This window comes from Zavarzinella sp. (assembly GCA_041399155.1).
In the GTDB taxonomy this organism is placed as follows: Bacteria; Planctomycetota; Planctomycetia; order Gemmatales; family Gemmataceae; genus JAWKTI01.
This window is the reverse complement of record JAWKTI010000004.1, coordinates 376,439-391,323: the sequence shown is the minus strand read 5'-3', so window position 1 is coordinate 391,323 and position 14,885 is coordinate 376,439. Positions and strand designations below refer to the sequence as shown.

The 14,885-nt window shown below is 51.6% G+C and carries 10 protein-coding genes and 1 tRNA gene; 8 read left to right on the top strand and 3 right to left on the bottom strand.

The annotated features are described in order from the left end of the window. Nucleotides 1–103: 103 nt before the first annotated feature. The 4 genes from R3B84_19385 (at nucleotide 104) to alaS (ending at nucleotide 5,910) form a co-directional block, all read left to right on the top strand. Nucleotides 104–1,198 (top strand): methyltransferase domain-containing protein, encoded by a 1,095-nt coding sequence (locus tag R3B84_19385; GenBank protein ID MEZ6142730.1) that lies wholly within the window; start codon nucleotides 104–106, stop codon nucleotides 1,196–1,198. Between the two features lie 100 nt (nucleotides 1,199–1,298). Next, the gene (locus R3B84_19380) at nucleotides 1,299–2,096 is read left to right on the top strand and encodes a hypothetical protein (protein MEZ6142729.1); all 798 of its coding nucleotides are present in this window, start codon (nucleotides 1,299–1,301) and stop codon (nucleotides 2,094–2,096) included. Between the two features lie 110 nt (nucleotides 2,097–2,206). After that, on the top strand, nucleotides 2,207–2,734 hold the full coding sequence (locus R3B84_19375; GenBank protein MEZ6142728.1) for a hypothetical protein: 528 nt from the start codon (nucleotides 2,207–2,209) through the stop codon (nucleotides 2,732–2,734). Nucleotides 2,735–3,204: 470 nt separating this feature from the next. Continuing rightward, on the top strand, nucleotides 3,205–5,910 hold the full coding sequence (alaS, locus tag R3B84_19370; protein ID MEZ6142727.1) for an alanine--tRNA ligase: 2,706 nt from the start codon (nucleotides 3,205–3,207) through the stop codon (nucleotides 5,908–5,910). Between the two features lie 1,126 nt (nucleotides 5,911–7,036). Here the strand turns inward: alaS and R3B84_19365 are convergent. After that, nucleotides 7,037–8,284 carry a competence/damage-inducible protein A gene (locus R3B84_19365; protein ID MEZ6142726.1) on the bottom strand — a complete coding sequence of 416 codons (1,248 nt, stop codon included), beginning with the start codon at nucleotides 8,282–8,284 and terminating at the stop codon, nucleotides 7,037–7,039. A gap of 205 nt (nucleotides 8,285–8,489) precedes the next feature. Beyond that, a tRNA-Lys gene (locus R3B84_19360) sits at nucleotides 8,490–8,562 on the bottom strand. 402 nt (nucleotides 8,563–8,964) lie between these two features. Between R3B84_19360 and R3B84_19355 the strand changes: the two genes are divergently transcribed. Beyond that, entirely contained in the window at nucleotides 8,965–10,221 is a 1,257-nt protein-coding gene (locus R3B84_19355) for a serine/threonine-protein kinase (protein MEZ6142725.1), read from the top strand. Between the two features lie 14 nt (nucleotides 10,222–10,235). Next, nucleotides 10,236–11,426 carry a serine/threonine-protein kinase gene (locus R3B84_19350; protein MEZ6142724.1) on the top strand — a complete coding sequence of 397 codons (1,191 nt, stop codon included), beginning with the start codon at nucleotides 10,236–10,238 and terminating at the stop codon, nucleotides 11,424–11,426. A 451-nt stretch (nucleotides 11,427–11,877) separates the two neighbouring features. Here the strand turns inward: R3B84_19350 and hemF are convergent, their stop codons facing one another. Next, on the bottom strand, nucleotides 11,878–12,777 hold the full coding sequence (gene hemF / locus R3B84_19345) for an oxygen-dependent coproporphyrinogen oxidase (GenBank protein MEZ6142723.1): 900 nt from the start codon (nucleotides 12,775–12,777) through the stop codon (nucleotides 11,878–11,880). A gap of 165 nt (nucleotides 12,778–12,942) precedes the next feature. Here hemF and R3B84_19340 point away from each other — a divergent pair, with 165 nt between their 5' ends. Beyond that, the gene (locus R3B84_19340) at nucleotides 12,943–14,166 is read left to right on the top strand and encodes a cofactor-independent phosphoglycerate mutase (protein ID MEZ6142722.1); all 1,224 of its coding nucleotides are present in this window, start codon (nucleotides 12,943–12,945) and stop codon (nucleotides 14,164–14,166) included. A gap of 88 nt (nucleotides 14,167–14,254) precedes the next feature. Further along, a complete protein-coding gene (locus R3B84_19335) occupies nucleotides 14,255–14,851 on the top strand; it encodes an RNA polymerase sigma factor (GenBank protein MEZ6142721.1) in 597 nt (198 codons plus the stop codon). Nucleotides 14,852–14,885: the final 34 nt, after the last annotated feature.

The following is a 14,885-nucleotide window of genomic DNA, read 5'->3' as shown; positions in this document are numbered from 1 at the left end:
GCACAACTGCGGTTGTACAGGAATCTTTTCACCCACGTGCGGGTTGAATTGGTACACTATTCATTTGGTGGTATCGCTTCCCAACGAGATTGAAAGAGCAGTCATGGCACGGATTAAGAGAGTTCAGGCAGAAGTTCCCGCATGTTTTGCCGTGGTGCACCCTGGACTGGAGCCAATTGCTGCCGATGAAATTACCCGCGATTTAGGCGGGGTGGTGAAAAAAGCGGAGCGAGGCATCGTGGTATTCCGTGTGGATGCCATTACGCCCGATCTGTTGGAACTGCGTACGGTGGAAGATCTGTATCTTTTCGCCTGGGGTACCGATTCGCTGACGCACCGTGCCATGGATTTGAACCAGATTCGCCAGTGGACCGTCCGCGATGCCAACTGGAAAGATCTTTTTCATTTCCACCATCAGGTGCGGCCACAGGGAAAGCGGAAGCCCACCTATCGGTTGATTACTCAGAAAGATGGCACGCACGGCTATCGCCGCATTGATGCTCAGGATGCGTATGCGGAAGGTTTGCGCCGAAAGATTCCAGAAACCTGGCGTCTGGGTGACGATGATGCCTGGGTTGAGATGTGGTTGATTATTCGTGGCCCCACCGCCATTGCGGGAGTGCGACTTTCCGACCGCACGATGCGTCACCGGACGTACAAAGTGGAGCATTTGAAAGCATCGCTGCGTCCCACAGTGGCTGCTGCAATGGTTCGTCTGGCGGGTGCTGGCCCAGGCGATTATGTACTCGATCCCATGTGTGGTGCGGCAACCATTCTTGCAGAACAGATTGAACTGAGCAAACTTCGGCGTGCTGGAAGGATCGAAACTATTGGTGGCGATCTGGATATGAATATGCTGCGGGCCGCACGTTCCAATTTAGCGAAGGTGGGCCCCGCAGTATTGGCAAACTGGGATGCACGCACGCTGCCATTGGCTACCGATAGTGTTCAACGGATTATCTGTAACATGCCATTCGGCAAACAGGTCAGCACGCCGGAAGAAATTGGCCCACTATACCAGCGCACGGTGCGTGAACTGGATCGCGTGCTGCAGATAGGCGGTCGGGCAGTGCTGCTGGTTTCAGAAATGGAACCACTGCGGGCGGCAATCCGCAAAACAGAATGGAAAGCCCTGCGACAACTGGATGTGGAAGTGCTGGGTCAGGATGCCACGATCAGCGTCTGGAATAAACTGTAATTTTCCTGTACATTGATCGGTGCGGGTAGAAAGTAGAATTTTTGGCTTTTTACCCACGTTGCGAAACTTATCTTGTGTGTTTTTACCCCTGGCGGACGAAATGACACGATATCAATGTCCCGAATGCGATGAGATATTGAAGCGGGCAACGCCGCTACCGGAAGGGAAAAAAGTTCGCTGTCCCAAGTGCGACGCGGTATTTGTTGCGAAAGCACTGGCAGAGAAGAAAGCTTCTGCCCCACCACCTCCACCTAAGAAAGAAGCACCCAAGCCCGAACCAGTGATGGCGATGGCAGATGATGACGAGGAAGACAGCAATCCTTACACATTGAAAGAAGAAGAACTGGGGGAAAAAGAAAAGCCCGATCTCTTCTTTGGCAGTCTGCGCGATAAGTTTGCGAAAAGCCAGATCGGCCCCGCCATGAGCCAGACGGTAAAGCCATCTAACTGGCTGATGCGGATCGGCTTGGGCACAGGGGTGCTGTCAGTCATCATCATGGTACTGGCACTATTTCCGGTGGTTTTTTCCGAAGTGGATCCGATCAGACCTTTTCTTCGGCCTCAGGTAACCAAGTTGCTGTTCGGCATCTTTGTATTTATCTGTGCTTCGCTGATGGTATGGGGTGCCTCGAGCATGCATGCTGTCAGTAATTTGCCCATGGCGATCGTTGGCTCCGTAATGGGTATTCTGGTTTATGTTGCACAGGGAATCATCGCTTACAATCGCGTCCACCAGTTTGGGGATGGGTTTGAGCGTTACATAGGCTACTTGGGTGTTGCGGTAATTTTCGCATCTTCGCTCATGGGTGTGTGGTGCCTGGTGGTAATCTTTAAACCGGTTGTCCAAACGGGATTCAAAGAATATCAGGAAAGGGCGAAGGATAAACGAATTGTGTAGAGGATTGTGACAAAATCGAGCCTGTACCAAACCTCAACGTATCGCCTTTCTGCCGCTTTGACGTGCGTGCCTACAATAATAATCTGATTTCCAATTGAAGGAGTACATCGATGAAAATGGCGATTGTTGGATTGCTGGGATTAACGCTGGTCGCTGGTTCCATGGCCGCAGATATTGAATTTGCCGGTTTGAAAGGCAAAGTTCCTGCGGGCTGGAAGGAAGAAAATCCTTCTAACACCATGCGTACCGCTCAATACAAACTGCCGAAAGCAGAAGGCTCTGAAGATGCCGAACTGGCAGTGTTTTACTTCCGTGGCGGCAGTGGTTCTGTCGATCAGAACCTGGCCCGTCAATTGGCCAAATTCAAAGCCGCAGGCGATGTGAAGCCCAAAGTGAACGTGGAAAAAATGAAGCTGGGCGAAAAGGAAGCCACCTACCAGGACATTCAAGGTGTGTTTCTGTCGAAATTCCCACCATTTGCTCCTAACGCAAAAATCACGGAAAAGGCAGACTACCGCCAGATTTATGTGATCTGTACCACCGACAACGGCGATTACTACATCACCCTGCTGGGACCTGCGAAAACAGTAGAAAAGCACAAGAAAGACTTCGATGCCATGTTGAAAGCCCTGAAGTAATCGATTCGATTTTTCCAATTGAGTTTACTGCCTAAATCACATCAGCAATTGTATTCGCATGTTCATCAATTAGGATTAAATTCGCCCCAATATGCCATCCGGATCAGATGGGGTGATTTGAATTTTGCAAAAATTCACAAAAAAGTTTTTCTTGCCGCAAGTTAATAATTTGTAAATGCTTACGATGATTTCATTTTTCAGAAACGGATCAATTTTGAAAAAAAATTGCGATTTGAAACCGCAACGTGGATATATTAATATGTACACGTGGCAATAATTCCATGTGTGGGGAGAGTGGTTGACACGTTGAAAGGAGTCAGAGTGGCTGGTGCAGATTTACCTGTACCCAACGGTTCACCGTGTTTCGGCCAATTTTTGCCCCTCCCCTTGAACTACGTGCGGTTTTTTCTTGTCTTAACTTTCAGGGAAAATGATTTCCTCTTCCAGAAAGCTACCCGTTTGAGGTTGGTATGCGTACGGCGAATGAAATTCGGCAACAGTTTATCGATTTTTTCTGCAAACAGCACCAGCACCGCTTCGTGCCATCCAGCAGTGTGGTGCCGCACGATGACCCCACGTTACTGTTCGCCAACGCCGGCATGAACCAGTTCAAGCCCATTTTCCTGGGCTTCGAAAAACGCGACTATGTGCGTGCGGCCAACACCCAGAAATGTATCCGGGCTGGCGGTAAGCACAACGACCTCGAAGATGTGGGCAAGGACACGTACCACCACACCTTTTTTGAAATGCTGGGCAACTGGAGCTTTGGCGATTACTTCAAGCAGGAAGCAATCACCTGGGCGTGGGATCTGCTGACAAATGTGTGGGGGCTGGACGCCGCCCGCCTGCACGTGACGGTATTTGAAGGCGATGCAGAAAATAATGTTCCTGAAGATAAAGAAGCAGCCGATATCTGGCGTGCCGTGGGGGTGCCAAACGACCACATTCACCTGGGCAACAAGAAAGATAACTTCTGGGAAATGGGCGATACCGGACCGTGTGGGCCGTGCACCGAGGTCCACATCGACCTGACGCCCGATTGCAAAGGCGGCCACCTGGTGAATGCAGGCACGCCCGAAGTAATTGAAATCTGGAACAACGTCTTTATTCAGTTCAACCGCAACGAAGATAAAAGCCTGACCCCACTGCCCGCGAAGCATGTGGATACGGGCATGGGCTTTGAACGGATCTGTGCGGTGCTGCAAGGCAAAACAAGCAACTACGATTCGGATGTGTTTACACCTTTGTTTTCTGCGATACAGGAACTAACGAAAGTTGCCCCCTACGGAGGGGATTTAAAGGATCGCGTGGATACTGCGTACCGCGTGATTGCTGACCACATCCGCACACTGACCTTTGCCCTCAACGATGGAGCTGTTATTGGCAACGATGGCCGCAACTACGTGCTGAAGCGAATCTTGCGGCGTGCGTCGCGTTATGGTCGGCAGGCACTCAACACCACGGGGCCATTTCTGCACAATCTGGTTGGTGTGGTGGTGGAGCAACTCGGCGGAACCTTCCCGGAATTGAAACGCAACCCGGAAAAGGTGCGGGAACAGATCTACGACGAAGAGACTTCCTTCCTTCGCACACTGGACCGTGGGCTGAAGCTGTACTCTCATTTGAGTGAACGAACGAAGGCTACTGGCAGCACCACCATCGATGGGGCGGATGCCTTCAAACTGCACGATACTTACGGCATCTACATCGATATTACCCAGCAGATGGCTGAAGAAGACGGTCTGAAGGTGGATGAAGAAGGCTTCAAACAGGAATTAAAGGATGCCCAGGAACGAGATCGTGCGGGCAAGAAAAAGTTTCATACCGCGGCAGTAAAAGGTGACCTTCCTCCCACAGATGATGCACCGAAGTACCTGCCGGAAGTTCTACAGGCAACGGTGCTTGGGTGGGTGATTGGCAACGAAGTACACCGCACGGGCGAACTGCAGGCAGGCGATGCGGCAGCGCTATTGCTCGATCGCACCAACTTTTATGCGGAACAGGGTGGTCAGGCAGGTGATACGGGCATCATCCGCACCGAAGATGACTGTGAGTTTGAAGTGCAGGATACCCAACGCCTGGGCGATACGATTCTGCACCACGGGATTCTGGTTTCTGGCAAACTGGCCGTGGGCACCAGTGTTTCAGCAATGCAGGCAACCTTCCGCCGTATCGATATCATGTGCAACCATACAGCTACCCACCTGATGAACCTGGCATTGCGTCAGGTATTGGGTAACCACGTGGAGCAGAAAGGTTCGCTGGTGGATGAAGACAAAACCCGCTTCGATTTCAGCCACGAAAAGCCACTGACTCAACGCGAGTTGCGACAGGTGGAACATAAAGTAAATGAGATGATTCGCCGCGACCTGGCAGTAAATGCGGTAACTCTGCCACTGGCAGAAGCCAGCAAGATCACCGGTGTGCGAGCTGTCTTCGGTGAAAAATACCCCGACCCTGTGCGGGTGGTGATGATTGGCCCGGAAACGCCAGAACAGGCCCGCTACGACGATTCGATTGAATTCTGTGGTGGCACGCACATCCCACGTACTGGGCATATTGGTTATTTCAAACTGGCCAGCCAGGAAGGGGTTTCCAAAGGTGTTCGCCGTGTAACCGCTGTTACAGGTCGTGTGGCCGCACAGGATCTGGCGACGCTGACCAACACAATGGAAGATTTGACCAGTAAGTTCCAGTGCAAACTGGAAGAACTGCCTACACGGCTGGAAGCCCTGCAACAGGAATTCGAGCAACTGCAGAAGCTATTCCTGAAGAACAGTTTGCAGGAATTACAGCGGGTGGCAGATCAGTTATTTGAAAGTGCTGTCAGCATCGGTGCGTCGAAAGTGATCGTTGGTGAAGTCCCACCTGCGGATATTGAGGTGATGCGTGGTCAGGTTGATCGGTTACGACAAAAAGCAGAGTCGTGCATCATCATCCTTGGTTGGAAAAACCCGGACCAGTCCGCAGGTTTTGTGGTGGGGGTATCGAAAGATCTCAACCAGGCGGGGCTGAAATCAAATGATCTGATGAAGCCCGTCTCTGCAATTGCGGATGGCAAAGGTGGCGGCCCACCTCACCTGGCAACGGGTGCAGGCAAAAATGGCGCTGCACTGCCAGCAGCACTGGCGAAAGGAACGGAACTCGCCACAGAGTTTTTGAAAAAGAAGGGGTAGGTTTCAGTGGTTGAACCTGCTTATTACTCGGCCAGATGAATCGAAGTGGACACCAATTGCAGTTATGCCAAGAAAATCTTTATCATAGTACCACGTCGTTGTTCCATCTGGCCTTGTGTATTCCTCAGAAGGTGGTCCATACCTTGCCCGCAGCTCTTCCATGGTATTACCTTTCTCTGCTTGAAAATTAACATATTCACTGCTGCTATGCCTGTTAATCAGACTAAGCACGAAACAGCTACACAGGAGAGCAGAGAAAGAAAAATAAATGTACACTAACGATCTGTTACATTTGGAGTGTGGGATATTAGCTTTCGTTTCTGCCACGGTAGAAAACTCCGTCTGCTAGAGCGGGTTTCGAGTAATTGTCATCATAGCTGTGGAATGCTTATTGTCTTTTGGCCCTGAAGGGGCCATTCTGTCAGCCCAGGGCGAGCGAAGCGAGCCCTGGGAAAAGAATTTACCATACCCTCGGCCCTGAAGGGGCCGTTCAAAATGGGTCTGTGTTCTGATTAATTCTGTTAGGTTCATCTCTTCGAATATGAACGGCCCCTTCAGGGCCGAAGACTTTATACCACTTACCCAGGGTGAGCGAAACGAGCCCTGGGGAAAAGAATTTACCATACCCTCGGCCCTGAAGGGGCCGTTCAAAATGGGTCTGTGTTCTGATTAAATCTGTTAGGTTCACCTCTTCGAATATGAACGGCCCCTTCAGGGCCGAAGACCTTTTGTACCACTTGCCCAGGGCTCGCTTCGCTCACCCTGGGCTGACAGAATGGCCCCTTCAGGGCCAAAGACTATTTGTTAACTAGCCAGCTCAATTCATGGAATTCAAGGTAGCGAACAACAGCATTAAAGATTTGTCGCCAATAGAAAATCAATCGAATTGAACTCAAAATATTGAAGGCTGCTCTAAATTTCGTTTGTTGCACTTCCGCGCAGAGCTTGGGTTCCAAGTGTAATCACAAAACAATTTGATGAACCGCGCATGGGGTAGCCCAATGTAGCATACACAAAACAGAATTTCATCGCTGAGTTCCGGCTTGGTTTTTTCTACATGGCGACTTTGCGGTCAGCATAAACCATCTGAATTCAGGCGTAAACGTAGGCCCAATTGACACACAATTTAGTTCGGCTTTCGTAACAGGTGCAGTCGTAAGAGATTCAAAGCCATTTTGGCGGTGCGACTTTGAATTTCGGTACGGGTTCCTCCCCAGGTGTGGTGCTGCACTTCACAACCACCGTCCCATGCTAATGCCACAAAAACGGTGCCTACCGGCTGATTTTCCCCACCTGTGGTGGGGCCTGCTAATCCTGTACTGCTCAGGGCAAAATTGGTCTGCAGGCGTTCGCGGCAGCCAATGGCCATCGCACGTGCTACCGGTTCGCTTACCGCACCATGTTCTGCTAACAGTTCCCCAGGCACACCCAATAATGCCTGTTTTGTTTCATTGGTATAGGTAACAAAACCACCATGCAGAACACTGGAAGCACCCGGCACCTGCCCGATTCGGTTGGCAATCAGTCCTGCCGTCAGGCTTTCTGCGGTGCTGATCGACAATTTTCGCCGTATCAGTTCTTCGACCACCACTTCGTGCAACTCTTCGTGATCCACCCCAAACACCAATTCACCCAGCCGTTCGCGTATAATCGCCTCAATTGGTGCGTACTGGGCCTGGGCTGTGGCAAAATCGTTGCCACGGGCAATTATCCGAAGTGAAATCACTGCATCGCTGGCGGTAATCCCCACTTCCGGTACGTGCCCACGTCGGGTCAGGTCGCTTACCTTCTCTTCAACGGCAGATTCCCCCCAACCGAAGGTGTTTATTTTTCGCTGGACAACCACCCCGCCGATCAGGCCAAGTTCCATCAGGCGTGGGCGAACTTCCCGTTCGTACATCAGCTTCATTTCCGATGGCACGCCGGGCATACAGGCAATAATGCTGCTGCCCACCTGCATCCAGATTCCGGGTGCGGTGCCATTCGCATTGAAAATCGCCATAGCTCCTTGTGGGAAAAGAGCTTGCACACGATTTCGCTCTGGCATTTCCCGCCCACGGCGGGTGAACATATCGCGAATCTGTTGCAGTGAAACCGGGTCTTCCACCAGGGGAACATTCACCAGTTTTGCCAGCACTTCGCGGGTCAGATCATCCAGCGTGGGGCCCAGGCCTCCCGTACTGAGCACCAGCTTTGCCCGTTGCACCGCATTGTGAAAAACCTGAACATTATCGTCAAAATCGTCTGCCACGGTGGTGTGAAAGCCCACCGGAATACCATCTTCGGCCAAGCGCTGACTCAGCCACTGGCAGTTGGTATCCAGATTCTGGCCGCTGGTAATTTCGCTGCCAATGGAAATCAATTCTGCCTTCATTACCCACCTGTGGTCTCGGAAAAAGATTATTGTAAGCGACCACCGCAATCACTGGGCCACTTCAGCCCGGAATGTGGGCAATCGGCATCCTCGGGACCTACAAGTTAGACTCGTAAAAACGTGATCACCCATAGTCTGCTCGTACATGCAGAAAAACTTCTGAGAGCTTAATGAAGTGGGATGGTTTAGACAGATGAGAAAAAAATGAAGGCGCTGGGACTTGAACCCAGGACCCACGGATTAAAAGTCCGATGCTCTACCAACTGAGCTACGCCTCCAATCTGAACAGTAACACTGCCAGATAGACCTATGTTAGTGGGCAGAGGTTCGTTTTCCACACCAAAATGGGGTAATTTTTTGGTGATTTTTCTTCCACGTGACGGTGGGGAGTCGAAACGGCAAACTTTGATAGCAGCTCAATTATATTTCCAAATCGCAATATTGTAAATCATGCAGGCTAATTGTTTACTGCCCACCTTATCTTGATTTTGAACATGCTACAAAATTCTCATTCCCACACCTGAATTCGCGAATTTTTCTGTCTGATTTTTCAGATTATCGCGATTATTTCTCCGCTTCGTGTTCCGAATTATGCTAAATCTCAGCATGGAATAGTCCCCCTCCAAGTTTACCAAGGAACATAATTCGCCTTCCCTATGTGGTGAAAGAGGTAGTTGCGTATGTCCAGCCCAAAAACAGTTCAACAATTGTTTGATCTGGTAGTACGAAGCGAACTGCTGACAAAGCAGGAAATCGAAAAATATCTGCTGCAGCGGGAAGCGGAAAATGAAAAATTTTCTGATGCTTCCGCAATGTGCTCTGGCATGGTGCGGGACCACCTGCTGACACACTTTCAGGCCAAATTGCTAATGCAGGGCCGCTGGAAAAACTTTTTCCTGAAAGGCAAATACAAGGTATTAGAGCATCTTGGTGCCGGTGGCATGGGGACGGTTTTCCTCTGCGAGCACCGCCATATGCGTCGCAAAGTGGCGATTAAGGTTCTCCCGCCCGATCGCGTGGATAGTGCCACGCTGATGCGTTTTCAACGGGAAGCCCAGGCAATTGCGATGCTGAACCACACCAACATTGTGCGGGCGTTTGATATTGAGCAGGAAGGCTCCCTGAACTTTCTGGTGATGGAATACATTGATGGCGTCAGCATGCAGCACCTGGTGGAGCATCTGGGGCCACTACCCATCCCACGTGCGGTGAACTATCTGTGTCAGGCGGCTAACGGTTTGCAGCACGCCCACCAGAAAGGTTTGGTGCACCGAGACATCAAGCCCAGCAACCTGATGCTCGATTTTCTGGGTGTCATCAAGTTGCTGGATCTGGGGCTGGCACGATTCACCAATCCCATGGATAATTCCGAAATCACGATGGCGGGTGGCTCCAGCCCCACTGTGTTGGGAACAGCCGATTATCTGTCGCCGGAACAGGCACGCGATTCCACGGTAGACCATCGGGCCGATATTTACAGTCTGGGTGCGGTCTTTTACTACTTTCTGACTGGCCAGCCACCATTTCATGGTGGGAACGTGGCGATGAAACTGGTTCGCCACCAAAGCGAAAAGCCCAAACGCGTCGATCAGGTGCGGTCCGGTATTCCGGTGGGGATTGCAGATGTGGTGTCTCTGATGCTGGAAAAATCACCCAATGCACGCCCGCAGCAGCCAAAAGATGTGATTCGCTATCTCGAACCGTGGCTGGTAGATGTAGAACCACCGACACCCGATGAAGTGCCGGAAAACCGTTTCTCATTAAATCGGGAACTCGCCAGTATGTCGAAGGCATCCACGGTATCGCTGATGTCCCACTCTGGCCGAACGTTTATCCTGAAAACGACCGATACGCAACAACATATGTCAATCCTCTCAGCCCCAGGTGTGCGGATTGAATCATCGCCTGCGAGCCACTATCCCAGTACCCCCAAGTAACAACATTGTCCACCATGACTACTGCAACACATTCGATCGATCGGCACCAGCTATCGAACCTGAAAAAGATCATCGTGCAAAGCGAATTGATCCCACAGGCGAAGTTTGACCAGTTTCTTTCTGGCCTGCACGCACGTAACGTGGGATATAATGAACCGATTGATTTACTGCAACTACTTGTTTACGAAGGACTTCTGACGAAATTCCAGGCCCGCCTCCTGTTGCAGGGCAAGTGGAAGAATTTTCTTATTGATAACAAGTATGTTATCCTGGACCAGCTTGGCAAAGGTGGGATGGGGACAGTTTTTCTGTGCGAACATCGCCACATGAAACGCCGGGTGGCCATAAAGGTGCTCCCACCTGAAACCACCAGCAGCCCCACCATGGTGCACCGCTTTCAGCGGGAAGCAGAGGCAGTGGCACGGGTCAATCACCCCAACATCGTGCGGGCCCACGATATTGGCTCTCACAAAAACATGCACTATCTGGTGATGGAGTACATTGATGGGGTCAACCTGCATGAACTGGTGACCGTCAATGGGCGTCTGGCGATCGACCGTGCCGTCGATTACATCATTCAGTCCGCACGCGGGCTGGCCTGTGCCCACGCAGCTGGCGTGGTACACCGAGATGTCAAACCAGGGAATATTCTGGTTGACCGCAGTGGCACCATCAAGGTACTCGACCTGGGTCTGGCACGAATGGTGAACGACGACCGGGGCTCCGTAACCATGGCAGGTGGCAATGGCACCCTGTTGGGCACAGCCGATTACGTTGCACCAGAACAGGCACTCGATGCCCGCAATGTCGGCCACCTGGCCGATATTTATTCGCTGGGGGCAACGTTCTACTTCTTACTGACTGGTCGTGCGATGTATCCCGAAGGGAATATGGCTCAGAAGTTAATTTCACACCAGATTCGCCACGTTCAGTCCCCACGTCAGATTCGGCCAGAGGTACCCGACATGGTGAATTATCTGGTGATGTCGATGATTGCGAAAAAGCCGCACGAACGGCCGGAAGATATGGTGGAAGTGATTGAAACATTACAGGAATTTCATGTTCCGGTGCTACCGCCTGATCCGGATGAAATGCCGGTAACGGCTTTTGCTGGCCGCACCGATATGAGCCAGTCGATGCGTGGCCCCGCCTCCCAAACAACCCGCGTCTTCCACCAGGCAATGATGAACACACGACACTCTTAAAGATTTCTCATTTTTGTAGGCTAAAATCGGGACATCGATTCGTGTTATTTCCTCGAATTCGTAACATGGGCGTCCCGCCCATGGCTGTCCTGCACAGGCGAGTCACCGTGCTACGAAAAAGGCTGAGATACGCGGCTTACTGACAGACCCGATTTTGAACGCTCAAAACGATCAAGCATGATTGTACCCATGTGCGAAGTCTGTCGAATTAGGGAATTGCGAAGCGGCAACTCATAATCGAAGTGGAGGGACTCAATTCCGTGTAAGATGCTCCACAACACACCCCCTCCATCGGCACGACGCACCGTCGGGCAGAAGTTTTTTATGTGATCCTGGACATCGTGCCATTCGTTTTCTCTTCATAGCCCGCAGCGTTAGCAAGGGTTTTTTACTTTACAAACCCTTGCTAACGCTGCGGGCTATGAAGCAATTTGCAGGCTTCGGTTAATATTTACGACATTTCGGCCCAGTTTTTCGGCTGCAGCCAGTAATTGGTTAATTCATGTTCCGGTGTGCCTGCTTCTGGGTGGTAGTCGTACCAATACCGCACCGTGGGTGGCAGCGACATCAGGATCGATTCGATCCGCCCACCAGTTTTCAGGCCGAATGTGGTACCACGGTCATAGACCAGATTAAATTCCACATATCGCCCACGGCGGTATTCCTGAAAGCGGCGTTCCCGCTCGCCCCAGGGGGTGTTTTTGCGTCGTTCGATGATCGGTGCGTAACTGGGAACGAACTGATCGCCGCAATCCTTCACAAAATCAAACAGTCCAGCCATATCTTCCGAACGATAATCGAAAAAGATCCCGCCGACACCACGTGCCTCTTCGCGGTGCTTCAAATAGAAGTATTCATCGCAATCGTGCTTCATCGTGGCAAAATTGGCCACGTGGGCGTGGCGGTCGCAGACCGCCTTCCAGGTGCGGTGGAAGTGCACAACATCTTCGAGAAACGGGTAATACGGTGTCAGATCGGCCCCACCACCAAACCACCAGTGGTTGCCTTTGGTCAGATAACGGAAATTGGCATGCACGGTGGGGCAATACGGATTTCGTGGGTGCAGCACCAGCGACACACCTGTCGCAGAAAATTTTGTACCTTCACCAGGGATCGCTTTTGCAAATTCAGGGCTCATTTCGCCATAAACTTCAGAAAAATTGACGCCCGCTTTCTCAAACACGCCCCCTTCTTCCAATACACGGGAACGACCCCCGCCCCCACCTTCGCGGTCCCAGCGATCTTCGCGAAAATCCTTCAAACCATCCAGTGCAGCCAGACCCTGGCAGATTCTGTCCTGCAAACCGAGAAAATAATCCACACATTCTTGGTGCAATTCCGCTGCAGTCATGGGAGCCCCTGACAAGTTACATAATTGTTACAAAAAGTTCGCGGTGGGAGGGCAGTTGCCTGTCAACACGTCTCTCTACGCTTTCTTACCCACCTGCACGCCGGATGGGAAGTTCATTTCAGCCAGAATTTCTAGGATGAACAGCACAGCACGTGCGAGAAGTTTATGAAGTATGTTATTGTTATACCGGATGGCTGTGCGGATGATCCCCAGGAAAGCCTGGGAGGGAAAACTCCGTTGCAGGCAGCGAAATTGCCCAACATGGACCGACTGGCCGCCATGGGGTGTGTGGGGCAGGCAAATAACGTCCCGAAACCACTGACACCTGCCAGCGATGTGGCCACACTGAGTCTATTTGGTTACGACCCGCTGGAAGTGTATACCGGTCGAGCCCCACTGGAAGCGGTTGCCATTGGCGTGAAATTAGGCCCCAACGACTGGGCGATCCGCTGCAATCTGGTGCACATTCGCGATGGTGCGATGAACGATTTCACGGCAGGCCACATTGAAAGCACCGATGGTGCCCCACTGCTGGCCAGTATGAATGCCGAAATCCGCAAACATTCACAGTTCGATCGTTACGAATTTGTGCCTGGGGTGCAGTACCGCAATCTGCTGGTCTATCGTGGGGATGGTGCACCCGCCCCATTCAGCACCGAAACCAAAACGCAGGCACCGCACGATATTCCCGACCAGCCAATCGAACGTTACCTGCCCAGTGGACCTGGCAGCGACGTTCTGCGGGAACTGATGGAACTGTCCCGTGGGGTGTTTCTGGATCATCCGGTGAACCAGAATCGCCACGCTGCGGGCAAAAAACAAGCCACCCGCATCTGGTTGTGGGGCCTGGGCAAGGCACCACAGGTTCGCCCATTTACCGAACAGTACGGCCCGAAAGGTGCTATCATATCGGGGGTTGACCTGGTTCGCGGAACCGGAATGCTGATCGGGTGGGATCGCATCGATGCACCGGGCAGCACCGGCTATCTGGATACCGATTACGCCAGTAAAGGCCGCACGGCGATTGCTGCCCTGGCAGACCACGATCTGGTGTGCGTGCATATTGAAGCCCCAGATGAGGCCTCCCACGAGGGCCGCACCGATGAAAAGATTCTGGCTTTGGAACGGATTGACGAACTGATTGTTGGCCCGCTATTAGAATATCTGCCCACAGTGGGGAATTGGCGGATGTTCATTAGTCCGGACCACCGCACCACCTTGCAGACGCGTGCCCATGCCTACGGTATGGTGCCCTTTGTGGCAGGTGGAACCGGCATAAGCACAGATTCTGCAAGCAGTTACGACGAAGTGACTGCTGCCGCTTCGGGCCTGGTTTTTGAACGTGGCTGGCAGGCAATGGGCTGGTTGTTACGCACCGAAAACCAGTGACAGAACAGAAAAGGAATTTTTCCTGATTTTTTTAGTTTGATCCAATCTATTGCAGGAACTGCATCGTCTTAGGGATAAGGAATCGCACATGGACCAATCCGCAGCGAGCCTGAAGCAACACCCAGGGGATAGCACCTCCACGGGAGAAAACCCCCAGCCACAAGCGGGGGAATCTGGAGTATCCAATGTCATGGAACCAGTGGATGTGCTGACAAGTGCTTTCAACGAATATCGAGACGAGCTGATCAGCACGTTGATGTACATATTGGGGAATCGGGATGATGCCCAGGATGTGGTCCAGGATGCTTTTCTGAAATGTTGGCGAAATCGCCAGCAGTTATCGGAAATTCAAAACCTCAAGGCGTTTATCTTTCGCGTGGGGCTGAATGCAGCAAAGGATTTTCAGCGTTCAGCCTGGAAGAGAAAGTGCAAGACATTTAAGGGAGAAGAATCGATGATCGCCGATGCATCTACAACGGGTCAATCGCTGGAATTCCAAGAGGAAGTCGCCCGCGTATCGATGGCGATATCGGGCCTGCGGACAGAAGAAAAGGAAGTTTTTCTCCTGCGGCAAAACGGCGGCCTGACCTACGAAGAAATTGCAGAAATCCGGCATGCCCCCGTGGGTACTGTCAAAACGCAAATGCGTTCCGCACTGCAAAAACTTCGCAAAGTACTGAATTAGTCTTCCATCCTGTAATTGATTAATAACGGTTATA

Excerpts from the sequence above, each read along its gene's own strand:
- R3B84_19385 (MEZ6142730.1), top strand. The coding sequence starts at position 104 with ATGGCACGGATTAAGAGAGTTCAGGCAGAAGTTCCCGCATGTTTTGCC.
- R3B84_19380 (MEZ6142729.1), top strand. The coding sequence starts at position 1,299 with ATGACACGATATCAATGTCCCGAATGCGATGAGATATTGAAGCGGGCA.
- R3B84_19375 (MEZ6142728.1), top strand. The coding sequence starts at position 2,207 with ATGAAAATGGCGATTGTTGGATTGCTGGGATTAACGCTGGTCGCTGGT.
- alaS (MEZ6142727.1), top strand. The coding sequence starts at position 3,205 with ATGCGTACGGCGAATGAAATTCGGCAACAGTTTATCGATTTTTTCTGC.
- R3B84_19365 (MEZ6142726.1), bottom strand. The coding sequence starts at position 8,284 with ATGAAGGCAGAATTGATTTCCATTGGCAGCGAAATTACCAGCGGCCAG.
- R3B84_19355 (MEZ6142725.1), top strand. The coding sequence starts at position 8,965 with ATGTCCAGCCCAAAAACAGTTCAACAATTGTTTGATCTGGTAGTACGA.
- R3B84_19350 (MEZ6142724.1), top strand. The coding sequence starts at position 10,236 with ATGACTACTGCAACACATTCGATCGATCGGCACCAGCTATCGAACCTG.
- hemF (MEZ6142723.1), bottom strand. The coding sequence starts at position 12,777 with ATGACTGCAGCGGAATTGCACCAAGAATGTGTGGATTATTTTCTCGGT.
- R3B84_19340 (MEZ6142722.1), top strand. The coding sequence starts at position 12,943 with ATGAAGTATGTTATTGTTATACCGGATGGCTGTGCGGATGATCCCCAG.
- R3B84_19335 (MEZ6142721.1), top strand. The coding sequence starts at position 14,255 with ATGGACCAATCCGCAGCGAGCCTGAAGCAACACCCAGGGGATAGCACC.